21 protein-coding genes and 2 pseudogenes are annotated in these 23,068 nt (G+C 42.2%); 13 read left to right on the forward strand and 10 right to left on the reverse strand.

Annotated elements, in window-relative coordinates:
* Positions 1-548: 548 nt before the first annotated feature.
* From ltrA to MNV_RS21305, 6 genes and pseudogenes are all read left to right on the forward strand, one after another.
* Positions 549-2,093 (forward strand): group II intron reverse transcriptase/maturase, encoded by a 1,545-nt coding sequence (gene ltrA, locus MNV_RS09650; RefSeq protein ID WP_096205602.1) that lies wholly within the window; start codon positions 549-551, stop codon positions 2,091-2,093.
* 87 nt (positions 2,094-2,180) lie between these two features.
* Positions 2,181-3,308 carry a DEAD/DEAH box helicase family protein gene (locus MNV_RS20230; protein ID WP_218837978.1) on the forward strand — a complete coding sequence of 376 codons (1,128 nt, stop codon included), beginning with the start codon at positions 2,181-2,183 and terminating at the stop codon, positions 3,306-3,308.
* Positions 3,209-4,504: a restriction endonuclease gene (locus MNV_RS20235; RefSeq protein WP_218837976.1), complete on the forward strand. Its 1,296-nt coding sequence runs from the start codon at positions 3,209-3,211 to the stop codon at positions 4,502-4,504. The genes MNV_RS20230 and MNV_RS20235 overlap by 100 nt, the downstream gene beginning before the upstream one ends.
* A 346-nt stretch (positions 4,505-4,850) precedes the next feature.
* Positions 4,851-5,072 (forward strand): acetate and sugar kinases/Hsc70/actin family protein, encoded by a 222-nt coding sequence (locus tag MNV_RS20700; protein ID WP_257000015.1) that lies wholly within the window; start codon positions 4,851-4,853, stop codon positions 5,070-5,072.
* Positions 5,021-5,610: pseudogene (locus MNV_RS09660) on the forward strand (acyl-CoA dehydratase activase). The gene MNV_RS20700 and the pseudogene MNV_RS09660 overlap by 52 nt, the downstream one beginning before the upstream one ends.
* A 95-nt stretch (positions 5,611-5,705) precedes the next feature.
* Positions 5,706-6,939, forward strand: a pseudogene (locus tag MNV_RS21305) (2-hydroxyacyl-CoA dehydratase).
* A 27-nt stretch (positions 6,940-6,966) separates the two neighbouring features.
* On the opposite strand, the gene MNV_RS09670 reads toward MNV_RS21305, so the two are convergent.
* A complete protein-coding gene (locus MNV_RS09670; RefSeq protein ID WP_096205604.1) occupies positions 6,967-7,371 on the reverse strand; it encodes a DUF1699 family protein in 405 nt (134 codons plus the stop codon).
* A 247-nt stretch (positions 7,372-7,618) separates the two neighbouring features.
* On the opposite strand from MNV_RS09670, the gene MNV_RS09675 reads away from it, so the two are divergent.
* From MNV_RS09675 to MNV_RS09685, 3 genes are all read left to right on the forward strand, one after another.
* Entirely contained in the window at positions 7,619-8,131 is a 513-nt protein-coding gene (locus MNV_RS09675; RefSeq protein ID WP_143311722.1) for a metal-dependent hydrolase, read from the forward strand.
* Between the two features lie 105 nt (positions 8,132-8,236).
* Positions 8,237-10,831: an S-layer protein domain-containing protein gene (locus MNV_RS09680; protein ID WP_096205607.1), complete on the forward strand. Its 2,595-nt coding sequence runs from the start codon at positions 8,237-8,239 to the stop codon at positions 10,829-10,831.
* Between the two features lie 328 nt (positions 10,832-11,159).
* The gene (locus MNV_RS09685; RefSeq protein WP_306453635.1) at positions 11,160-13,085 is read left to right on the forward strand and encodes a DNA topoisomerase I; all 1,926 of its coding nucleotides are present in this window, start codon (positions 11,160-11,162) and stop codon (positions 13,083-13,085) included.
* Between the two features lie 432 nt (positions 13,086-13,517).
* Here MNV_RS09685 and MNV_RS09695 read toward each other — a convergent pair whose 3' ends face one another.
* The 4 genes from MNV_RS09695 to MNV_RS09710 all read right to left on the reverse strand — a co-directional run bounded on the left by MNV_RS09695 (position 13,518) and on the right by MNV_RS09710 (position 14,531).
* Entirely contained in the window at positions 13,518-13,739 is a 222-nt protein-coding gene (locus tag MNV_RS09695) for a sulfurtransferase TusA family protein (protein WP_096205610.1), read from the reverse strand.
* A gap of 117 nt (positions 13,740-13,856) precedes the next feature.
* On the reverse strand, positions 13,857-14,051 hold the full coding sequence (locus MNV_RS20250) for a hypothetical protein (protein ID WP_096205612.1): 195 nt from the start codon (positions 14,049-14,051) through the stop codon (positions 13,857-13,859).
* A gap of 19 nt (positions 14,052-14,070) precedes the next feature.
* Positions 14,071-14,259: a hypothetical protein gene (locus tag MNV_RS09705; protein WP_096205613.1), complete on the reverse strand. Its 189-nt coding sequence runs from the start codon at positions 14,257-14,259 to the stop codon at positions 14,071-14,073.
* Positions 14,253-14,531 (reverse strand): AbrB/MazE/SpoVT family DNA-binding domain-containing protein, encoded by a 279-nt coding sequence (locus MNV_RS09710; RefSeq protein WP_096205615.1) that lies wholly within the window; start codon positions 14,529-14,531, stop codon positions 14,253-14,255. The genes MNV_RS09705 and MNV_RS09710 overlap by 7 nt, the downstream gene beginning before the upstream one ends.
* 131 nt (positions 14,532-14,662) lie before the next feature.
* On the opposite strand from MNV_RS09710, the gene MNV_RS09715 reads away from it, so the two are divergent.
* From MNV_RS09715 to rsmB, 4 genes are all read left to right on the forward strand, one after another.
* Entirely contained in the window at positions 14,663-15,187 is a 525-nt protein-coding gene (locus MNV_RS09715) for a hypothetical protein (protein ID WP_143311723.1), read from the forward strand.
* Between the two features lie 714 nt (positions 15,188-15,901).
* Complete coding sequence (locus MNV_RS09720; RefSeq protein ID WP_096205618.1) at positions 15,902-16,252, forward strand: hypothetical protein; 351 nt, start codon at positions 15,902-15,904, stop codon at positions 16,250-16,252.
* A 40-nt stretch (positions 16,253-16,292) separates the two neighbouring features.
* Positions 16,293-17,576, forward strand: a complete 1,284-nt coding sequence (locus MNV_RS09725) for a hypothetical protein (RefSeq protein ID WP_096205619.1) — start codon at positions 16,293-16,295, stop codon at positions 17,574-17,576.
* Positions 17,577-17,722: 146 nt separating this feature from the next.
* Complete coding sequence (gene rsmB, locus MNV_RS09730) at positions 17,723-19,093, forward strand: 16S rRNA (cytosine(967)-C(5))-methyltransferase RsmB (RefSeq protein WP_096205621.1); 1,371 nt, start codon at positions 17,723-17,725, stop codon at positions 19,091-19,093.
* A gap of 24 nt (positions 19,094-19,117) precedes the next feature.
* Here rsmB and MNV_RS09735 read toward each other — a convergent pair whose 3' ends face one another.
* From MNV_RS09735 to MNV_RS09755, 5 genes are all read right to left on the reverse strand, one after another.
* Entirely contained in the window at positions 19,118-19,843 is a 726-nt protein-coding gene (locus tag MNV_RS09735; protein ID WP_096205622.1) for an ABC transporter ATP-binding protein, read from the reverse strand.
* A 1-nt stretch (position 19,844) separates the two neighbouring features.
* Entirely contained in the window at positions 19,845-20,579 is a 735-nt protein-coding gene (locus tag MNV_RS09740; RefSeq protein WP_096205624.1) for an ABC transporter permease, read from the reverse strand.
* Positions 20,576-21,433 carry a substrate-binding domain-containing protein gene (locus tag MNV_RS09745; protein ID WP_096205625.1) on the reverse strand — a complete coding sequence of 286 codons (858 nt, stop codon included), beginning with the start codon at positions 21,431-21,433 and terminating at the stop codon, positions 20,576-20,578. The genes MNV_RS09740 and MNV_RS09745 overlap by 4 nt, the downstream gene beginning before the upstream one ends.
* 152 nt (positions 21,434-21,585) lie before the next feature.
* Positions 21,586-22,374, reverse strand: a complete 789-nt coding sequence (locus tag MNV_RS09750; RefSeq protein WP_179293919.1) for a winged helix-turn-helix transcriptional regulator — start codon at positions 22,372-22,374, stop codon at positions 21,586-21,588.
* Positions 22,328-22,816, reverse strand: coding sequence for a peptidase (locus MNV_RS09755; RefSeq protein ID WP_096205628.1), 489 nt, complete (start codon positions 22,814-22,816; stop codon positions 22,328-22,330). Before MNV_RS09755 ends, MNV_RS09750 begins: the two co-directional genes overlap by 47 nt.
* Between the last annotated feature and the right edge of the window lie 252 nt (positions 22,817-23,068).

The raw sequence follows: 23,068 nt of genomic DNA on the forward strand, positions 1-23,068 counted from the left end.
GAGTGCGACGAGAAGCTAAATCCTAAATTGCAGCCACGCCACTCCAGCCATTCGGAATGACCTTATTATGGCATGCGTTTTCAGTAATGAAAAGGTATGAAGCCCATAAGACAATGTGGATTATCCTGGAAGTCTAATCCAATTAATCTGCTAAGGTAAAAAAAATGCTATGGAGAAGCGAAAGCTGAACCATTGTAAGAGTCGTAATTCATGACAAGTGAAATGGACTGAAACACTTGAACCAAAATGGTGCAGAATCAGACTATAATGGCTTCGCTCACGTTATAGGGAATGGACAAACGGTTCTCGGCTCATAGATGGCTCCTAAGGCATTTGAAAATTATTTAGGATATAGAACTCGGTAAACCCGATGCATTCCCAATGGGGTAGGAACTCCGCAAGGGGTAACGAAGATGCAGAGGGTAGAGGATGCGGTAAAAAGCAAAGGTCGACCTGTAATTGGTCGAATAGAGGCTTGAAGATATACCTCAACCTGAAAGGGTGCTGACTTACCGCTGGTGTTTGATTGTGTGAATGGAGGTAAACCTATGAATGCAAGAAATTCAATTACATCGAAAGATGAGAAGCTTGCAAACAGGCAACTGAAAGACCAGTGGAACAATATCAACTGGAAGAAGGTTGAGAAACTTGTAAATAGGCTACAGGTCAGGATCACAAAAGCAGTTAAAGAAGATAAATGGTATTTGGTGAAAAGGTTACAGTATCTACTAACCCATTCGTATTATGCGAAACTGTTAGCAACAAGAAACCCAACTCAAAATAAGGGCAAAAGAACGGCAGGGATTGACGGTGAAACATGGTCATCACCTGAAGCCAAAATGAAAGCCGCTCTCAGTCTAACCGATAAAAAGTATGTTGCGAAGCCATTAAAGAGAGTATACATTGAAAAACATGGGTCAAATAAGAAGCGACCTCTGGGTATCCCAACTATGCATGACAGAGCTATGCAATCACTCTACGCTTTAACATTAGAGCCGATTGCAGAAGCAACTGGTGACAGGACATCATTTGGCTTCAGAAAATTCAGAAGTACACATGATGCTTATCAACAAATTTTCGTCTGTATGTGCAGAGAAAACTCTCCCAAATGGATACTGGAAGGGGATATCAAAGGCTGCTTTGACAACATCTCCCATCAATGGTTAATAAACAATATCCCTATGGACGAGTCAGTCCTGAAACAATTCTTGAAAGCAGGATATATATTTGACCGCCACTTATTTCCAACTGAAGCAGGAACTCCACAGGGTGGTATAATATCACCAATCCTTGCTAATATGACATTGGACGGGATTGAGAAACTGCTTGCAGATAGATACCACAAAGGCAAGAATGGCAGAACAAATAAAAATCATGCTGCCAAATATAAAGTGAATTTCATCAGGTATGCGGATGATTTCATCATTACAGCAAGAACTGAGGAAATAGCTAAAGAAGTTAAAGAATTGATTAAAGGATTCCTGAAGGATAGAGGTCTTGAACTATCTGATGAGAAAACACTGATAACCCATATCGATAATGGTTTTGACTTTCTCGGATGGAACTTCAGAAAATACAATGGCACACTTCTTGTCAAACCGTGTAAGAAATCCATCGACAAAGTTACTGAAAAAATCAGTAACACAATCGATAAGGGGAAAACGTGGAAACAAGAGAAACTGATTGATGCCCTTAACCCAATAATAACAGGCTGGTCTAACTATCACCAATCTGCGGTATCCAGTGAGACATTCCATAAACTTGATTCAAGGATATGGAATATGCTTTGGCATTGGGCTAAAAGAAGACATCCTGACAAATCTAAACAGTGGATTATCAGTAAATACTGGCACTCCTCTAGGAAAAGGAACTGGGTCTTCTCAATGGGAAATAGAAGACTGAATCTTCTATCTGATACAAAGATAATCAGGCATATAAATTTGAAGTTAGATATGAACCCCTATCTTGATAAAGACTATTTTGTCTTACGAAAGATAAAACTTGGAACCAAGAAACTAACAAGTACTGCAAATAATCTATGGGACAAAGTAAATAAAATTTGGCTACCTGAAACTGAGACCATGAAAAAATAACTGCTGCCCGACATAAGGGTTATCGAATGCTTGAGCCGTATGCGGTGAAAGTCGCACGTACGGTTCTTAGAAGAGTCGGAGCGAGTAATCGCTCCCTCTTATTCGGCAAAATACGGCTTCAAGAAATTCGTTATCGTTGTCCCCTCAATTGCCATCCGTGAGGGAGTTTTAAAAAATCTTGAAATTACATTTGACCATTTTCAAAATATTTATGACAAGACCCCGGCAAACTTCGGGGTTTATGATCCAAAGAGGGTTTCCAGCCTGAGAAACTTTGCAGTTAATAACAACATCCAGATTCTGGTGATCAATATCGATTCGTTCGCCAAAGACGAGAACATAATCAACAAGCCCAATGACAAACTGACTGGCAAAAAACCTGTAGAGTTCATTCAGGCGACCCATCCCATTGTTATAGTGGATGAACCGCAGAACATGGAAACAGACCTCAGGAAAAAAGCCATTGAAAATTTGAATCCATTGTGTACTTTGCGGTATTCAGCGACCCACATCAACCGATATAACATGGTTTACAGCCTTGATCCTGTAAAAGCTTATGATCTTGGATTGGTTAAACAAATAGAAGTGGATTCCATTGTTACAGAAAACGATTTCAATGAAGCCTTTGTAAGTCTGGAAAGTGTAAATGCCACAAAAACCCGTACATCAGCAAAAATAAAGTTAGACGTGAACACAAAGGAAGGCGTAAAGCGAAAAACAGTTACGGCAAAGGTGGGGGATGACCTGTACGAACTTTCAGGTAAAAGAGAGATTTACAAAAGCGGTTATATCATTAACGGAATTGATGTTGCGGATGGCTTCATTGAACTTTCAAACGGTAAAACACTCAATAGAGGTGATGCCTTAGGCGGTCTCACCGATGAAGTGATGAAAGTTCAAATCAGAAAAACCGTAGAGGAACATTTCCAGAAAGAGAAAAAACTTAAAAGTAAAGGAATAAAGGTTCTCTCTCTATTTTTATTGACCGTGTTGCTAATTACCGTAAATACGACCCAGACGGTCAACCACAGAAGGGCAAGTTTGCAGAGTGGTTTGAAGAAGCTTATCGGGAAGTTTCTGGAAAGGAAGCTTACAAGGGATTACTTCTCTTTGAGATGGATGAAGTACATAATGGTTACTTTTCGGAGGACAATAAAGGTAAATGGAAAGATACTACAGGAAAATCAGAAGCTGATGATGATACATTTAAGCTGATTATGAAAGATAAAGAGCAGCTTCTGGATATCAACGAACCTTTACGTTTTATTTTTAGCCATTCTGCTTTACGTGAGGGCTGGGATAACCCGAATGTCTTTCAGATATGCACCTTGAACGAAACAAAATCAGAATTGAAAAAGAGGCAAGAAATCGGACGAGGATTAAGACTTCCGGTAGACATGTCAGGTAACAGAATACAGGATTCCACGATTAATCGCCTGACAGTGATTGCAAATGAATCCTACGATGACTTTGCCAGACAATTACAGAGTGAGATTGAAGAGGATTGCGGAGTATCCTTTAAGGGACGTATTAAGAGTAAACATGATAGAGAAACGGTAAAATATCGCAAAGGTTTTGAATTGGATGAAAAATTCAAAGACATCTGGGACAGAATCAAGCAGCATACATCCTATAAAGTAGAATACGATACTTCTGAATTAATAGAAAAAGCGACAAAAGCCGTTGAACAGATGCCGACAATAAAAAAGGCTTTAATAAGTACGACCAAGACCGCATTACAGTTTGATGAATTTGGTATTATAGCTAATACTAAGGCATCATCTACGACTTCGTTGGATGGAATATTCAAGATACCCGATATATTGTTCTATATTCAGGAACGAACAGAGTTGACTCGCTCAACTATTTTGGAGATTCTTAAAGGATCGGGTAGAATTGGTGATATGCTGATTAATCCTCAGCTTTTTCTGGATAATGCTATCATATCAATAAAAGATGTTCTTTACGAATTAATGATTGACGGTATCAAGTATGAGAAGATAGGTGCAAAGGAGTATGAAATGCGCTTGTTTGAGGAATATGAGATCCATATTAATGACCTTACCTTTACTATATCCAAACAGGATAAGACAATTTACAGTAACGTTATTCCTCTTGATTCAAGTGTGGAGTATGATTTTGCTAAAGAATGCGAAAGCAGGGATGATATAGAGTTCTATTTTAAACTACCATTTTGGTTTAAGATAAAAACACCAATTGGTAGCTACAATCCTGACTGGGCATTGATTAAAAAGAACGAGAAGACCGTTTATTTTGTTGCCGAAACAAAGTCAGCAGGACAAGAACTGAAATCCAGTGAAAAGAGAAAAATAAAATGTGGGCATGCTCATTTTAAAGAGTTTGATGATATCAACTTTAGGCAGGTATCTACGGTAGCGGAATTAGATTGATTCCCCTCATCCTTGTTTATGACATCTAGAGCGTGCTGATTTAAAATAGGAGGATAAGTGTGATAGGCCCTTAGTTTCAGCCTTTAGTTCTGGTTTTTACTGCTTAAAAATGTATAGGAGGTGAAATGTGACCTCCCCAATCACATTCCACTTTAGCCGTAAGTGGCATATGCTAATAATCGGGCAAGCATATTCAAACCTTTTAAACAGGCTATTTTATCCAGAACTCTTCGGATTCCTGAACTGAAAAGGAAAAAACTGCCTGTACCATTCTATTTTCACAATAACTCTGCCAACATTTGCTGATTTCTATAGTGATATATACGATGCTTTCCACTTAAAACTCATGGGAAAAATCTTTGTCGGTATTGACCTTGGATCAACCACGGTAAAGGCGGTTGCAGTAAATGGGAAGGTCATAGCCAGCGCTATTAAGCCGACAGGTGCTAATCCCAGAAAGACAGGAGAGGTGGTTCTTGAACAGGTACTTGCCGGGAGCAGGGGAGATGCCAGAAAATTGTTGCAACGGGTTACGGGAGGGTATCATTTTCTGCCGATGAAGTCGTAAGCGAGATAACGGCACATGCAAAAGGCAGTTATTCACTATTTCCCCATGCAAGGACTATCATAGACATCGGGGGTCAGGATTCAAAGATAACAAGGATCAACGGGCAGGGTAAGGTGCTGGATTTTGCAATGAACGACAAATGCGCCGCAGGCACGGGGAGATTTATTGAAAATACCGCCAGGGCGCTTGAGATATCGCTTCTTGACTTCTCGAATAAAAGTCTTGTCTCAAGGACGCCTGTGAAGATAAACAGCATGTGTACGGTATTTGCAGAGAGCGAGGTCATCTCTTTGCTGGCGCTGGGGGCTTCTCTGGAGGATATTTCTGCCGGCGTACATGATCTGTTGCAAGGCGCATCAAAGCGATGGTGGAGCGGGTTGGGGTTTCAGAAGAAGTGATTTTCACAGGTGGTGCTGCAAAAAGCATTGCAATGAGAAAAGCGCTTGAAAACAGCCTGGGGGTTAAACTTGCAGTCCCGGAGGAACCTCAGATTACGGGGGCCCTCGGGGCTGCGATAATAGCAAAAGAAGGATTATAAGGAGAATAAAAATGAGTGGTAAATCAACAACCGGAATAAGTAATGAAGAATTCTGGAGAGAGCTGGGGATCGATATTGAGAAACATGATGAACTTATGAAAGTACTGCCTGTGGTATATCAGAGTGTGTACCTTTCCCAGACCAACAGACCCAGGAACATAGCATATTTTGATAATTTTATCGCAGATATCCACGGGGCAAGACCCAGGGAAGTCTTTGAAAGAAAAAAGAACGGAGATAAGGTGATCGGGGCTTTCTGCGCCTATTTCCCCGAAGAGATCGTGCACGCAGCAGGTGCGGTGCCTCTGATCCTGTGCGGCGGGGCGGATTTTCCCGTAGCTGATGCTGAGAAGATACTGCCCAGGAATACCTGCCCGTTGATTAAATCCTCGTTTGGCTTTCGCACCTCAAGAACATGCCCGTACTTTTTATCGGCAGACCTGCTTGTAGGTGAGACCACATGCGGCGGCAAGAAGAAAATGTACGAACTGCTGAACGAATACACGCAACGAAGTAAGGCTCTTCAAAAATAAGGTCGAAGAGATAACGGGCAATAAAATCACATATGATAAACTCAAAGATTCCATAGAACGGGTGAACAGGAAACGGGATATCTTACAGAAGCTATACAATACCAGGAAAGCCAATCCGCCGCCGATCAGCGGCAAGGATGTCCTGCTGATAATGCAGCTTGCTTTCTTCGATGAAGTGGACAGATTCGTTGAAAAAACGGGGGAACTCATCAACGAGCTTGAAGATCGTATAAAACGCAAAGAGGGAGTGGTTTCCAGAGATGCGCCAAGGCTCCTGGTCTCAGGGACGCCGATGACCGTGCCAAACTGGAAACTGCATGACATCATCGAGAAAAGCGGTGCAATCGTGGTGTCTGAGGAATCATGCACCGGCACGCGCTATTTCTCGCAGCTTGTAGAGCCGGACAGCGGTTCTGTCAACACCCAGCTTAAGAACCTTGCCGGGAGGTACCTGCATATCAACTGCGCATGCTTTACACCCAATGCCGAAAGACCTGAAGATGTTGTAAGGCTTGCAAAGGAATACAAAGCTGATGGCGTGGTATATTACGTGCTCCAGTTCTGCCATGAGTTCAATATAGAGTTTGCGAAGGTAGAGCGCGCTTTAAAGGAAGAAGGAATACCTGTGATAAAGATCGAAACGGATTACAGCCAGTCAGATACGGGACAGTTGAAGACGCGGTTGGAGGCGTTCATCGAGATATTGAGGGCATCGAAAGTTAAATTGAAAAATACGGTACAGGCTGGCAGACTGCTGGCGTCCGTTAAGGTGCCAGTGGGCGCAAAGATTGTCTAATCCTCCTGTATCCAAAACTTCAACTGTTTATTTTGCCTTTTCTTTTAACAGGAATTTTAATAAATCCCTGCTAAGCCGGGTCTCTCTTCCCAGCCTGCCAAGCATATCAGGTTCGGATAAGCCTTCTGCCTTAAATTCCTGAATCCTGTCCAGTACCTCAGGTCTGATCTCGGAATATTCGTTAATATCTTTCCTGTGACCCCAGACATCGCCTTCCAGCAGCGCAATACCCTGCATATCAAGGAACATCTTGGTGGAATTTGAAACCGTCCTGATATACGAACTTGGTATATGTATGGCTTTCAGGTCAGGGCATGACCGTACCAGTGTGAAAATATCCTTGTTTGCCGGGCGGAATGCGAGATGAACTATTTTTTCACACCTGCCAAGTGAATTAATTTCTTCTTTTGAGCTAACAACCCTTATTCTCATATTATCTGACTCCCTTTAAATTTTGCTTTACCCCTACTATATAACTCTACCACATGGTATAAAAAGTTATCTAAACATTGATATTTATCAAGATGTCCGGTATACTGGTCATTTCAAAGCCTTCCCGAAGATATAACCGTCTGCCAATAACGTAACCAAAAAATTATTGAATACCATAAACGATAGATAGGCTCAGGTTAACAACCTGTTAGAAACCCTTCAAACATGCGCCCGTATATCATAAAATATGGACTGGATCTCGCATTTGCTGTTTAGCTTTGTACTTGGTGCAATCCTGTTGGAAGATACGACCCGGGAAAAGATGGCATTTGTAGCTGTCGCCAGTTTATTCCCCGATCTGGATGTACTCTGGTATCATCGCAGTGGACTGCATTCGCCTCTTGTCTTGCTTGTACTGGCACTGCTGTTTGCAGTCCGGCATCGCGCTCTTTTCGCTCCTTTACTCATTGGCTTCTGGTCGCACTCCCTCCTGGATATTTTCCTGTTCGATAATTCGAACCATACTATCCAAACTCTGGCAAACCAGGTCGTAGCGAACGAAAGCGTAGCTCAACAAATCGAGAATAACATAACGAGATATACAGCAGCCGATGGTATCATGCTCTTCTATCCTTTCAGCAGTGATAAGTTCTCCATAACCCTTGACGAGAAGAGCTATGCAATTATTGCAGGTCTTATCATAGTAATAGCTGTACTTACATTTCTATTGCTGTATTTTAAAAGAGGACGCAGGAAATAAAACTGCCTAATAAAACTTAAATACTCTTCCGACAATCATAGGAATTAGAAGTAAGGGAACCAAAAAGTGGGCCGGGTTCCCTGACCATGTAGAACCGGGGTAATCATGAACCATAACCAAACGTACAGATTGAGTACATTCTGGATCGCAGTTGGAATAACAGTGCTCGCAGTCTTATTGCTTGCAGCCGGGGCTGATGCGGCTTCCGATCAATCCGGGAACCGCGTATGGGATGAGAGCAAGAATTTAAGCACGAATTACACCTGGAATGCATACAGCTTTTCAGGGTTCTATTATAATCTCGACGATAACCTGAGTACAGAGGAACTTTCGATCAATAATATCAATCCTGCTGCAAGAGCCATCGCTGAGGGCGATATGACCTATAAAACTTCCCCGATAGAGGTCGATTTTGTTTATTCACCTTTCGGCTCATACCAGGTAATCGGATTCATGGCTGACAAGTATTTTGCAGGATATACGGGGAACAGTACTATCTCGAAAAACAAAGAAATGAGTACCATTGCAGGCGGGCAGTTACAGAGAGTGCTTTTTGACGATGAAGACCGGCGCGTTGTTACCGTGGGTGGGACGTTGACTTTACAGGACGGTTATGTACTGAAGATGAGAGAAATCGACATCGGTGCAGGTCCGGGGCAGATATTTATCGTTCTATTAAAGAATGGAGCCGAGGTTGATAGCAGTGTAGTCGCCGGTGGAGGTACCTATATCTACACAAAAAGGGTAGGGAGTGTGAGCGATCTGCCCATTATAGCGGTACATTTCGAGTCGGTATTCAGGGGCACAGAGGTAAATGCTGCATTTGTCAGGGGGGTATTCCAGATATCAGATTCTTATACTAAAGTGAGCAGCGGCGACAGGTATGGTATTATGGAAATAACCGGGGCCGGCGCTGACCAGATAACAATGAATAACAGGAACTCTATCGATCTGTCCGGGGGAAGCTCTATAGACCTGATGGGTAATCTAAAGCTCATTGTTGCCGATAACAGCAGTGTTCTTCGCTTTGCCCTGTCTGTGGAAAGGACCGGCACCTTTGATGTCAGGGGAACTATCTATCCTGTGACCAATGAGTGGACTCCCCTGAACTTTGGCCTGAATATCGGCAGCACAAGCATAGGTCTTTTTTATGACATGGATAAGGACATCGGGACTGAAAAGCTTACGGTAAACCCCAGCGGAGCATCTATCCCGGAGGGCGCGTTAGTGTATTCCACATCGCCACAGGAAATAAGTTTTGATTTTTCAGACTTCGGCTCATATCAGGTAATCGGCTTCATGGCTGATAAGTATTTTGCAGGATATACAGCGAATACCATGCCTCCGAATCCTACCACGCGTGTCGCAGAGAAGAGCGCACTTGCCCAGGGACAGCTACATAAGGTACTCATTGATGACGAGACCCAGCGTACCATTTCCGTGGGGGGCACTCTTACCCTGAAAGAAGGCTATGTCCTGAAAGCCACTGATATAGACCTGAGAGCAAGGACGATGCTGCTTACCCTGTTAAAGGATGGTAATGAGGTGGATACGACCCCCCTTTCGGCAGGTCAAACGTACGTATATACAAAGAGAGTGGGTGCCGTATCTGACCTTCCCATAATAATCGCAAGATTTGACAACGTATTCTCAGGGACAGAAGTGCAGGCTGCATTTATTAAAGGAGTGTTCCAGATATCTGAATCCATTACTTCGGTAAAAAGCGGGGACAGGTACGGGCAGATGAGAATAAGCAGCGTCAGCGCAGCAGGGATCGAGATGGATAACCCCAATTCCGTGGGTATCTCACCCGCAAGTACGGTTGACCTTATGGGTAATATCAAGTTCAGGGTAGCAGATTCCGGTGATGTCAGGTTCTATCCTGTTGTGACCGTAGTGCCAGAGATGCTGGCTAACCAGCTTATCATAGACGCTCCGACCAGAGCCACCGCCGGGGACGCGATTACGATAAAGGTTACAGCAGGCGGAGCTGCGATTGAAGGTGCATCCGTGGCTGTCGATTCGGGAATAGGGCAGACGGATATTACAGGAACTCTTAGCTATACCCTGCCTAAAACGCTTAACGGGACATATAACATAACTGCAACCAAACTGGGCTACCAGAGAGCCACCAGAACTATAGACGTGGCAGGTTTTATTGAGAACAGGCTAAGCATAGATGCGCCTGCAAAAGCCGACCAGTTCGGGACCATCACAATAAAAGTTACATTCAACGGCGCTCCTGTCAGCGGTGCAGGTGTAGCCTACGATAATGTTTCTATTGGTCAGACCGACAGCAGCGGCTCTCTGAACTACACTCTGGAAACGGGCGGAACGCATACCATATCCGCATCAAAGAGCGGTTACGTTACTGCTGCCAGGGATATTGAGGTAAGACTGCCGTTCTCCGAATTCAGGGCTCTTGACATCAATATAACCCCTCCTGTGGTCTCCACCGGGGAGACGACTGTTATAAGGTCAAACATTACGAATGCAGGCACGAAGAGAGACACCCTTCCAGTCGTGCTCATAGTTAACAGCACCGAAATTGACAACAGGTCTGTTACCCTTGCCCCTGGCGAGGTAAAAGAGGTCAATTTCACGTACAAAGCCACCCTGCCTGAGGGTAACTATAGCGTTGCGATCCTCGGACAGAGTGCGCTGTTAGAAGTGGTCAAAAAACGCCCGCAGAGGGAGTAGTAAGTATTATAACAGCGGTTGCCCTCATCTACTTGCTAGTGGGCAGGAAAACCAGACGGTTTTAAGCAATAAGCGAACTTGATGTCCAAAAAAAGACCTTATCTTATCTGTAATGTCCATAGACTTATTGCCGCATGTTTCACGTAGCGGATATTTCCACTGCACATGTTTTTACTCGAAAATTAGTGGAAAAAGCCGGCAGTGTGTTAACGGACATTACACTTAGTTAATAAATTTTTCTTATTCGGAAGTAGGGGTATTCGGAACTGTGGTTTGGGAAAGCTATTTATGTAAGTTCCTGACTATTCCAGATACTTCTGAGGATACGATGCATTTAATCATTACAGAGAAACATGATGCCGCAAAGAGGATCGCGGCTATACTGTCCGAAAAAAAGCCGGCGAAGGAGAGAATCAATGGTGTTGATGCGTATAAGTTCGACGGCAAAACGGTCATGGGCCTGTCCGGGCATATCGTGGAAGTGGATTTCCCGAAAGATTATAATAACTGGCAGAAAACGGACCTGAAAGAACTTATCCATGCCGAGGTACAGACGACGCCAACGCATGCGAACATTGTCACGGCGCTTCGGAAACTGGGTAAAGAGGCAGAGTATCTTACCATCGCAACAGACTACGACCGCGAAGGAGAGCTTATCGGCGTGGAGGCGCTCAACGTGATAAAGAAGGTAAATCCCGAAGTCCCGGCTGACAGGGTGCGCTACAGCACCATAACACCGGCAGAGATTAAAAAAGCCTTTGCATCCCCGGCAAATATCGATTTTAACCTTGCAGCGGCAGGCGAATCACGCCAGGTCATCGATTTGATATGGGGGGCTGTGCTTACCCGCTTTGTCTCGCTGAGTTCGGGAAGGCTCGGGGATAAGTTCCTCTCTGTTGGCAGGGTACAGTCGCCCACGCTTGCTATAATAGTGAACCGGGAGAAAGAGAGGGATGTTTTCGTGCCTGTGCCGTACTGGGAACTCTTCGCCACCCTGGTGAACGGGGGAGAATTCGAGGCGCAGCATAAAAAAGGGCGGTTCCTGGATAAGAACGAGGCAGAGCAGATAAAGGCGAAGCTCGGGAGTACAGGCACAGTAAAAAGCATCGTGCTTGGAAAAAGAAATGAGAAGCCTCCCATACCCTTCAATACTACGGAATTTCTCAGGGCTGCAAGCTCTATCGGGATATCAGCGGCAAATGCCATGCGTATAGCGGAATTCCTTTATGTTAACGGGTATATCTCGTACCCGCGTACCGATAATACTGTTTATCCTGCCACTCTTGACACGAAAGATATTATTGCCTCCTTTTTAAACACTGAGTTCCACGCGTATTCGCAAAAACTGCTCTCAGGGAAGCTTGAGCCCACAAGAGGCAAAAAAGAGACCACTGACCACCCGCCTATCCATCCTGCGACGCCGGCTAAACGAAGCCAGCTCAAGGACGATGAATGGAAAATATACGAGCTTGTGGTAAGGCGGTTTTTTGCGACGTTCGCGGGCGAGACGCAGTGGGAGACCATGGCTGTGACGGTGGATATCAGCGGTGAGGAGTTCGGGGCTAATGGCGCAAGGCTGGTGGAGCCGGGCTGGAGATGGTACTACTCATATAATGTGCCTGAGGACAGGATACTTCCGCAGCTCCGGGAAGGGCAGGTACTTACTGTAAAAGAAGTGAATCTTATAGGGAAAGAGACGCAGCCCCCGTCAAGATACGGTCAGGGACACCTGATAAAGATAATGGAGGACATGGGAATAGGGACAAAATCAACACGCCACGAAATAATATCCAAGCTCTACTCCAGGGCTTACGTGGTGGGCAATCCGCTTCAGCCGACAAAGACCGCCTATGCTGTGATAGAGGCGCTGGAGAAGTATGCAAATACCATCACAAAACCTGAGATGACGAGCAAGCTTGAGCAGGATATGGATGAAATATCCGAGGGAAAGATCACTGAGGAATATGTGGTCAATGAATCAAAGGATATGCTTGAGGAGGTATTCAGTGACCTGTTCAAGAATAAAGAACTTATAAGTGAGTCCCTTAAGAACGGTTTATATGAAGACCGCATTATAGGGACATGTAAGAAGTGCTCATCCGACCTGATAATACGGAAATCCAGGAAAGGTTCAAGGTTTATTGGGTGCTCATCGTACCCGAAATGCGATTTTATCCTGCCATTGCCTAAAAGCGGACAGATAGTGATCACGGATAAACAGTGCGAAGACCATGGTCTTATTTTATCAAAATAATAAACAAAGGGAAGCGGCCCTGGGATATTGGATGCCCCCATTGCAATTTCATAGAATGGCAAAAGAAGCTTGAAGTGGAAAAGAATAACCCGGGGAAAGAATCAAACAAAGAGAAAAAAGATAATCAGGGGAACGAAAAATAAGAACTATTTTCTTGGGATTAGCGAAACGACCCTTTTTTTAGGGACCCTGTAAGCCCATCTGCTGAAACTGTTTATATATAGTATCTCTCCGTTACGTTTCTTTTCGATATACTGGATATTCCCTTTCTGTACTTCGCCCGACTCGAGCTTAAATTTTACAACGTCTCCAATAGAGTATTTCATGCATAATCACCATTATGATTATCAGCATTAATCAATAATGGTACATGTATATAAAGTTATCGATTTATTATGTCAATTAAACATGTAAGATTAAAGGTAAATATCCTTATTTGCGTTTCCTGACTATTATCCTGAAAACGTTGCCTCCATCCTCGATTTTTACGACTTCCTGCTCGTGGATATGGCTCCATTTAGGTATTGTTTCTTTTGCTGTCGGGTCATCCGTGATAATTTCGAGTTCCTCGCCAGGTTTCATCTCAGACATCTTTTTCTTTGCATAGAACAGCGGCAAGGGGCACACCTTACCTCTGACGTCAAGTTTTTCCATGTTTATGTAATTGTTTTTGATGATATTTCAATTTTATCCGTCAGACTTGCCTGCAAAGTTTAGTTAATATTTTTAAAAGCCCTTCGTCCTTTGCCTTTTTGTCCAAATAATCGAAGTCTATTCTGCTATAAAATAATATCTAAGCATATAATGCGCCTGTTTGCAGTCTGTGTCCGATTTCCATTCACTGCAAGCTGCCAGGCGGTCAATTATCAAATCCTCAATCCCAATTACATATAGTTTTAGATTGCCGACCTTTATTGTCGTGACTTTATCCCTGTTTCCCGCTAAATGGTCTCCCGGTACTTCCACATAAATACTAATTTGTTCATTAATCCAGTATAAGGTCTATGTCGTAACTTGGAAATATTCCTTCCGTATAAAAATCTACAGCGGACCCTCCAACAACAATAGGACGTGTATTCCTTTTCTCAGCCTCCTGTGTTAGAAGGGACATGAAATACGCTTTTTTATCTACAAGGTTCTCTATGGCCGCTATTTTTTTTAGTTCTTCTAACATATCGTCCTTTCCATCTCTCTTTTGTTAACCCACCGTACTTTTCCTTTTTTGATGTTGCGTTCTATGTTAGCTTTCATCAGATTGTATAAGCCGATTGTCTCATCTTCATCCCTTGGCTTGCGTCTGATAATCTTACTATCCAAAGGACTGATTAACAAACTACCCTCAGTTAAATTTATGTCTACTACTTCCGGCATACCCATCTCTTGCAGCATATATCGCGGGATTATTATCCCCATGCTGTTTCCGACTTTCCTGATTTTTTGTTTCATGTTATAACATTGTTATTACTTTTATGGTATATATGTTTTTGCTGCGACTGATTCTGTTAAGTTAAGGTGTATGAGGTACACGTTTAAACACTTAACTTTAAAGATAGTTGAAATACATTGGTAAGCAAACTATGATAAAAAATTCTAAGAAAAGAAATAATACCGAATTTGCAATACTGGCTTCTGCATCACCCTCGTTGTCACCAAAACATCCTGTTGTGGTGAATCTTCAACTTGATTATTGGATTGATGCCGTCAATGAGTATAAGAAGATAAAAGAAAATAACAATCCGAATTTATCTTATATGATTAAAACGGTGAATCTCTTGGGAAGTAGTCTTAGCAACCTGTTTGGAGCAAATTACCATACAATAAATAAAAGAAAAGAAACGCCGTCATTAAAAATACTGGTTGAGAAAGCAGGACTAAAAACCGATTCTCGTGATTTATATGAACGATTTTTACGGTTTAATCAATTTTATAATGATGTGGCAAAACACTTTAGTTCAATTAAAATTGACAAGGCTAAAGATTTAGATATGAATAATCTAAAAGAATATATGGAGATTACAAGGGACGTATGGATATGGTATTTTAGTAAATTTTACTATAATATCCCAGATGAGCAATTATCCCATTTTAAAATTGCTTTTTAATCTTCCAACTCCTAAAATTTTGTTAAACCTTTCGCCTCCAATCTTTTTCCTTATACATGCCTCTATTGAAGGTTTTGTCAGATATACGGTTGATTTTTAGATCAAGAATTAAAAAGAAAAAAAGATTTAAACTTATTTGCCTTGCAAAGCTACAAAGTTTATTAACTTACGGAAGAGCTTGTATCACTGCAAACAACACATATAGAAGTATTACACAAGTAATTATTTCTACAATTATTTGACTTGGGTTCATAATAGCCTCCTTTTTATGTCTCCACAATGCTCAGTTCAGAAAGACAGCAAAAGCTAAACCAAAAGCTATTTACCAACAAAAACCATAACAAGTATTGGATATTTATTAGGTTATGCTGGCAAACTCTTTATTGGGTTTGCTAAGCATCTCTTAAATGACACATTTTATCGTTCTTGCCTTATTTCACCTCATGATGTAAATATGCTTTATCAGATATAAAGCTAATGTAATGAATATTAAAAAGAAAATATAATTATTATAATTATGCTCATTTGTGAAATTGAATTTTATCTTAATCTTCTAATTCCTCAAATTGTGTCAATCTTCTAGTACGGTTTAATTTATAGATATCTAATGATATATTTTGAATATTCTTTATCACATCTATAAATTTAAAATAGAGAAAGCAAGCAATAAGCATAAATAAGCTTGAGTTAATATTGAGGAAACGGTGTGATTTAATGCCCATATTGAAACTTGCATCAGAATTTTTTAATCATGATGCACAAGCTGGCGGATTTTTCCCAGAAACACATATAAACCATACGTTTGATGTAGAAAAATTCATTCAGCAAAGAGGAAAAAATACTGTAGTAGAAGGTATTAGGGGTACAGGGAAAACACACATTTTGAGAATGATAGGTAATAATTACCTGCAGAATTTCGAAAAATATAAAGTATTACCCATATACATGTCACTTGCATCTTTATCTCAATGGGACAAAGATATTTCACGATTTAGAATCCAATTATATGCTGGAATAGTTTTAGAGGCAATAAATAAAATAGAGAATAACAAAAAAAATTTTTAGTTTTGTTGAGAACGAAAAAACAAATTCTGCTTTAGACTTTTTGAAGAGACTTTTTGGGATAAAGAGTAATAAAGACTTTGACTCGACGATAAAGGACATAAAACAACTTAACGATTTGTTGCTGCATAAACTTACATATTCTCCTCAAAATATTACTATAAGAACATTAGAAACAGAAAAACAAGGAATTTCTACTAACGTGGGACTTGAATCTGCAGGAGTTTCTGCAGCGGTTTCAAGCGACCAAGAGATAGAAAAGAAAGCCGAATTAGTCGGAGTTACGCTTTCTCATGAGAATGCTGCAGAATTTATACGGGAGTTCTTCAAACAGTTAAAAATCATGCTTGGTTTATCATATTCTTTAGTCTTAATAGATGAATGTTCTGAAGCAAGTAAAGAAGGTCAAATAGAAGTATTCAGATTATTAAAGCTGATAAGAGGGGCTGCAGGGGCAGATATTCAACAAAACTATCTATACTTCGTTGCTGCAGTATATCCCCCAGAAGCTACTTATTACCCTTCAAAATTGCATGGTGATTCATTTAATTTTGAATTAGGAAACGATGCTTCAGTGGATTACTTACAGCTTGATGAAAATTTAGAAGAGTACGAGTCTTTTTTTTCTGCATTAACCGAAAAAAGACTTCGATATTTGGGTGGAAATGGGTTTGGTGTTGGTGGTAGAGGCACTATAGATGATATTTTTGATTCTGATAAAGCATTTACTATCGCAGCATATACAGCAAATGGCATTCCAAGAAGATATATTGAGATTTTAAAACAAGCGTATGATAATTTGCATCAAAGAGCTATAGGTATAAAAGAACAAGGCCAGATCATTAAAATATCGGTTAGAGATATTGAATCTGCAGTCCAGACGGTTGTATCAAATAACATTTTAGTTCAAAACAAATTGACTGATAAAGAGTTTAAACTTCTCGATGAGCTTGTAAACAAATTAGGAAGGAGAAACAGAAAACAAGAAACAGAGAATAAAGGCAAAGAGAAACCAGTTCCAGCTATAGTATATTTCACTATGTCCCGTTCTCAAATATTAGAAATATCAAACCTGATAACACAGGGCGCAATTCATGATAAAGGGAGAACAAGAGTTAGAAAATTCTATAGGGACGAAGCATTGCAGGGTGAATTAATGAGTCTTGATTTGGCTGTTGCTTTTCATAATGGTGCAATAAATAAAACTCGAGCTGCGGAAATATTCAAAAAAGACCTTAAAGAAAATGCTAAAAGCGGATATGAGTGGTGCTCTGATTTTAATTTATCAAAATTTAAAGCACTTAAAAAAAGCGATACTGCAGTATAACCTTTTACCACTTACAGACTTAACAGAGATGCTGCGACTGTACGTTCCACTTGAAGTCTAAAAAATCAAGGATTCAGGTACAAAGCTCACATACATTAACCGGACTACTAGCAGAGGTTCATGCTTAAGTAATACAAGGGAAATGGATGGGTATGCATACTTCAGGAAAGAATAGCATATTCATCAGGCAGAAAGCGTATTTTGCAATTATGCGCTTGCTGAATTCAGCTATCGGTGAGGGGAAATACCCCGACCTTCTCCTCGGCGGGCTTTTTAAAAGCGAAGAGTTCTCATCTGCTGAAAAAGCAATTATCGTGGAGATCGGTTATGGGATACTGCGGCATATGGGGAGGATAGATTATATTATTGAAAACGCATCAAGAGCCGCTATCTCCAGGGTTGGTTTAAATACACTCAACATACTCCGGCTCTGCACATATCAGGCTGTGTTCATGGACGCATCACCTGCTGGTATAATAAATAACGCTGTAGCTCTTTCATCACTGGAAAAAGAGAGTGGCGGCTTTGTAAAACGGACGGTTGAAGGGATACTGAGAAATAAAGAAGTTATCTACCCGGATAAAGAAAAAGCTCCTCTGGAGTATATATCAATATACCATTCGCATCCCCGCTGGATCGTAGAAAAGTGGTTCAGGGAACTCAATGATGTTCGGGCTGTTGGAGCGCTTTGCAGCACCAATAACCTCGACCCTCCACTTACGATAAGGACAAATCCCCTGAAAACAGATCGTGAGCCTCTCCAAAGGTTGCTGCAGGATGAAGGCTACGGCTCGTCCCCGACAGCCTTTTCACCCTGCGGGCTGGTCGTTGATAAAAAAGAGGATATATTCAAAACCGGTGCGTTCAAAAGCGGGCTTTTTGAGGTGCAGGATGAAGGCAGCCAGCTTATTACCATGCTTACAGGGGCAAAACCCGGCGGGTATGTGGTCGATGCATGCGCTGGTAACGGTGGCAAATCCCTGTTTCTTTCAGAACTGATGAAAACACGTGGGATTATACTGGCTATGGACACCCATGCAGGAAAACTCGCAAATCTCAGGAGGCGGGCAGGCAGGAGCGGCGCTTCAAATATTCATACTATGACCCCCGAAGACGCAAAATTAAAGCAGCTTAAAGGCACCGCAGATTGCGTGTTCATCGACGCCCCATGCTCCGGGATGGGCGTGTTCAGGAGGAACCCGGATTCGAAATGGCGGTTGACAGAACGGGATATTTCGGAGCTTGCAGAGAAGCAGAAAGAGATTCTCAGGGAATACAGCGAACTTGTAAAACCAGGAGGGCGGCTGGTCTATGCAACCTGCACGATAAGCAGGGAGGAGAATGAGGGAGTCGTAAGAGCTTTCCTTGAGGAGAATGAGGAGTTTTGCCTTGTCCCTGTGATAGAAGTAAACCCGGAATTATTCAGCAAATTCATGACAGAGAAGGGGTTTTTCAGGTCGCTGCCGCATGTTCATGGGACAGATGGGTTTTTCGGGGCTGTGATGAGGCGGAAATAAATGGCTGAATCAGACTGATCTGGCTCAATAAATCATCTCCCCCCTTATGAACGCCGCCGACCTTGCATCCTTCGGCGCTGTAAAAATGCCGTCTTTTCTGTTCACCTCTATCAATTCCCCGTTCAACAGTATGCCCACCCTGTCTGCAATGCGCTTTACCTGGTAGATGTTATGCGTCGCGATAACTATGGTCGTACCGCGCTCGCTCCGTATCTGTTCGATGATCTCCTCTATCTTTGCCACATTCGCAGGGTCAAGGTTCGCGGTCGGCTCATCAAGAAGAAGGATATCGGGGTCGTAAACTATCGCCCGCGCAAAAGCCATGCGCTGTGCCTCCCCGCCTGAGAGTGTCCTGGCTTTTTGAAGCTCTTTGCCCGGAAGCCCCACTATATTTAACGCATTCATCACTTTTTCTTTAATTGTATTTTTATCTGCACCGCGTACTTCCAGCCCGTAAGCCACGTTGCTGAACACAGAGGTATTGAAAATGGCTGGCGTCTGGAAAAGCATCGACATCCTGCGCCGGGTGTCGATTTCGTGGCAGCGGTGAATCCCGTTGAATACAAGTTTCCCATCCGAAGGCGTCTCTAAAAAGTTTAATATCCGAAGCAGTGTTGTCTTCCCCATCCCGCTCGGTCCGATGAGGGCAAATATTTCACCCCGGTTAATCACCAGGCTTACGTTTTTTAATACTTCCTTGTTTCCAAAGGATTTACAGAGGCTCTGTATCCTGATCAATTCCTCAGCCATTTCAATCCCTCCTCTGGAAGAAGTTAACCAGGATATTAACCGAAAGGACAAGGGAAATAAGAATAATCCCAAGGGCAATAGATGTGGATATATCGCCTTTGCTTGTTTCTGATGTAATCGCAGTCGTTAGCGTGCGCGTGTAAGATGCCCCTTCACCTATTCCACCCACGCTGCCCGTATAGGCGATATTGCCGCCCACGATAAGTATGGCGCCCACCTCCGCAAGCGCCCTTCCGAGACCTGCTAATATCGCTGTGATGATGCCGAATCTTGCCTCTCTTAAAATCGCGAACGCAGCGTCTTTTTTGCTACCTCCGAGAGTATAAACTGTTTCGACTATCGGCTGCGGGACTGCTTTTATTGCAGCAAGCGAGATGCCGGAAATTACAGGCGTGATAAGAATATACTGGGCTAAAATCATGGCTTTTTGGGTATAAATCATATTCAGTAGCCCAAGAGGACCGGCAGGCACGAACGTCACGAAAACAAAAAGCCCAACAAAGACCGAGGGCAGACCCATGCCTGTATTGATAAGTGTGATCAGCGCCTGCTTGCCACGGAAGTTCAGGAAGGTGATAGCGAATGCAAGAGGTATGGCAGTAAGGGTTGCAAGGATAGTGGCAGTGCCAGATACTTTTATCGAGATGCCTGTTATGCTCAGGATATAGGGGTTCAAGCTGAATATCAGCTCAAAAGCCCTGATAATCCCCTGCAACAGGAAGTCTGCACTGCTCATTGCTCCTTAATACCTGCGGCTGGCACGAAAAGCCCTTCTCCGTATTTATCCTTGCCATAGTTTCCAATAATATCCTGTCCCTGCGGAGATGTCACATAGTTAATATACTTCATTGCTAGTTCGTATTTCACATTCGGGAACTTGGCAGGGTTCACAGCCATGACATGGTAGGGGTTGAAAAGATACTTCTGGTCAGATTCGAAAAGGATTCCCAGTTTTATTTTATCCTTCATTGCAAGGTATGTTCCCCGGTCAGAGAGGGTATAGCCTCCTTTGATATCGGCAGTAGTGATAGTCTCGCCCATTCCTTTGCCCACGGATTGATACCATGTTCCGGATGGCGTGATATTTGCAGCCTTCCAGATGGATTTTTCCATCTTATCCGTGCCCGAGTCGTCGCCGCGCGATATGAAGGGAGACTGTTTTTCGGCTATTCTGCTGAAAGCATCCGTAGCATTGCTAGCATTCTTTATTCCCGCCGGATCATTTTCATGCCCAATGATTACGAAATAATTGTACATCATGTAGGTGCGGTTTATGAAACTCCCGTTAGCCACTGCTTTTAATTCAGCCTGGACTGCATGTACCATTACCACGTCCGCTGCTCCGAGTTCGCCTGTGGCTATCGCCTTGCCCGTCCCTTCACATACCGTCAATATTTTTACGTTATTTTCTTTCTCGAACTTCTTGTTCAGCACGTCAAGCAATCCGGTGTCGCAGGTAGAAGTTGTCGTAGCCAGGTACAACTCCTGCGGAGCGGATGATGCGTCTCCGGTCTGTGCCTGCCGGACACAGCCAGCAAATAGCGATATTAAGATCGAAACCAGGATTATTTTTGCGAAAAGGTTTTTCATATAACTACCTTATGTTCATCCAAACATAACGCATGTTAATAAAAGTTTCGAAAAGAGTGCATCTTCAGACATAGCTCTTACGAAAATGTTAAACTGAATCCAGTGAAACCAATAAATAAGAAAATTTTTTTCTCTTTTTATATCGGCCTTTATTATGGAGTTATACTCATATATTTCTGCAATGAATCGAAGTAATTGGAATCAATGCTATAATTTGTGTACCGGCCATTTGTATCAGCTTTAACGATCCCCTGCTCTTTCAGATGTTTAATATGCTGAGTAATTGTGGGTGCAGAAACTCCGATTTGTTCTGCAAGGGTTTTATGATTTATGCTTTGATTATTGAGAATTTCTAAAATGATCTTTCTATGTACATCATTTTTCAGCACAGAAATTACAGTCTGTTCTTCCTTTGTATAAGTTGAATTGTTCAAAAAATAGCGGAGTTTTCCATTTGTTTTGTTAGATTCTATCATTTTTTCTGTTTTCATAATTTCCAGGTGATATCCTACAGTTCCTTTGTTAAGTTCAGTTCTTTTAATAATTTCTCTGAAATAAATGCCGGGATGTTCTTTTATGAAATTATAAATTTTTAGCCTTATTGAGTTATCAAGTATGTTTTCTCTGGCGATTTTTTTATACCCCAGATAAGGAAGTAATTTTATAGATAGCAGAGACTCCAGCGGCATGGCTGTTAATTGCGGAAATACTAATAATATGAGGTAGAGCCAGTAGGGTATTGGATCGACCTCCTTAACATTTTCACCGTACACTGATGCGCCGGGCTCTTTGCTTATTGATGGTCTGACAGTATAATCAGTAGCAGCTGCTGGAGGTGCCAGAAATATTAAAAATAAAATAAAGATAATAAGGAAACTTACTACTTTAGTTAATCTAGTAGTGCTGGTACACGTCAAGGTAGTAAGTTCTTTGTGTGGCAACGCGTTCCCCATAAACATCAAACGTCCATGCACCTTGTTCTACGTAACCACTGTTAGGTATGATGTCTATATGAATCTTGCCATCTATTACCCCGTCATCTATATCGTGATATGTTCCGACTTTAGCCCAGCCTGGTGTATAAACTGTTAGTGCCAGTGAGTCGCTTGAAGATATCCAGTCAAGATTTACCTCCAGCCATCTTACCCCACTTCCAATATTAAACTGATGTCTGATAGTTTGTCCCTGTATAATGGAGTTGCTCACCGTAAGGGGAGTAATGACATTAAGGGGATTAATGGCATCTGCCGATGTGTTACCTCCCGATGCATTCCCTATAGAAGGACGCACCTTATATCCATTTGTATTCTCTGCCGATACTACCGGTGTAGCCAGCAATGCTACAACCAAAAATACTGTCCATACCCATAGTGGTACTTTCACCTAATATCACCCTGCGGGTATAATAAAAGAGGTAGGTTATATCTTTTCTGGGACAATCGCCTAACCTTCATGTCCACAGACCTCCTGCAGTAGCACCCAATGAAACTCCTGAGTAATTCCATACTTCCAGTGGACTTCGATAATTAAGCCTAGTCACATAAGTAATATTATAATATAATCCCATAGTTGATTCCTATGGGTAGAAAAGTAAGTATCGAACTTTCTTAAAAAGGAAAAAATGAACTACAAATG

The organism is Candidatus Methanoperedens nitratireducens (assembly GCF_900196725.1).
Taxonomy (GTDB): domain Archaea; phylum Halobacteriota; class Methanosarcinia; order Methanosarcinales; family Methanoperedenaceae; genus Methanoperedens; species Methanoperedens nitroreducens_A.

What these genes read in the sequence shown, in the direction of transcription:
- ltrA (WP_096205602.1), top strand. Translation starts at nt 549, where the DNA reads ATGAATGCAAGAAATTCAATTACATCGAAAGATGAGAAGCTTGCAAAC.
- MNV_RS20235 (WP_218837976.1), top strand. Translation starts at nt 3,209, where the DNA reads ATGGATGAAGTACATAATGGTTACTTTTCGGAGGACAATAAAGGTAAA.
- MNV_RS20700 (WP_257000015.1), top strand. Translation starts at nt 4,851, where the DNA reads ATGGGAAAAATCTTTGTCGGTATTGACCTTGGATCAACCACGGTAAAG.
- MNV_RS09670 (WP_096205604.1), bottom strand. Translation starts at nt 7,371, where the DNA reads ATGAGAATAAGGGTTGTTAGCTCAAAAGAAGAAATTAATTCACTTGGC.
- MNV_RS09675 (WP_143311722.1), top strand. Translation starts at nt 7,619, where the DNA reads ATGGACTGGATCTCGCATTTGCTGTTTAGCTTTGTACTTGGTGCAATC.
- MNV_RS09680 (WP_096205607.1), top strand. Translation starts at nt 8,237, where the DNA reads ATGAACCATAACCAAACGTACAGATTGAGTACATTCTGGATCGCAGTT.
- MNV_RS09685 (WP_306453635.1), top strand. Translation starts at nt 11,160, where the DNA reads ATGCATTTAATCATTACAGAGAAACATGATGCCGCAAAGAGGATCGCG.
- MNV_RS09695 (WP_096205610.1), bottom strand. Translation starts at nt 13,739, where the DNA reads ATGGAAAAACTTGACGTCAGAGGTAAGGTGTGCCCCTTGCCGCTGTTC.
- MNV_RS09705 (WP_096205613.1), bottom strand. Translation starts at nt 14,259, where the DNA reads ATGTTAGAAGAACTAAAAAAAATAGCGGCCATAGAGAACCTTGTAGAT.
- MNV_RS09710 (WP_096205615.1), bottom strand. Translation starts at nt 14,531, where the DNA reads ATGAAACAAAAAATCAGGAAAGTCGGAAACAGCATGGGGATAATAATC.
- MNV_RS09715 (WP_143311723.1), top strand. Translation starts at nt 14,663, where the DNA reads ATGATAAAAAATTCTAAGAAAAGAAATAATACCGAATTTGCAATACTG.
- MNV_RS09720 (WP_096205618.1), top strand. Translation starts at nt 15,902, where the DNA reads ATGCCCATATTGAAACTTGCATCAGAATTTTTTAATCATGATGCACAA.
- rsmB (WP_096205621.1), top strand. Translation starts at nt 17,723, where the DNA reads ATGGGTATGCATACTTCAGGAAAGAATAGCATATTCATCAGGCAGAAA.
- MNV_RS09735 (WP_096205622.1), bottom strand. Translation starts at nt 19,843, where the DNA reads ATGGCTGAGGAATTGATCAGGATACAGAGCCTCTGTAAATCCTTTGGA.
- MNV_RS09740 (WP_096205624.1), bottom strand. Translation starts at nt 20,579, where the DNA reads ATGAGCAGTGCAGACTTCCTGTTGCAGGGGATTATCAGGGCTTTTGAG.
- MNV_RS09745 (WP_096205625.1), bottom strand. Translation starts at nt 21,433, where the DNA reads ATGAAAAACCTTTTCGCAAAAATAATCCTGGTTTCGATCTTAATATCG.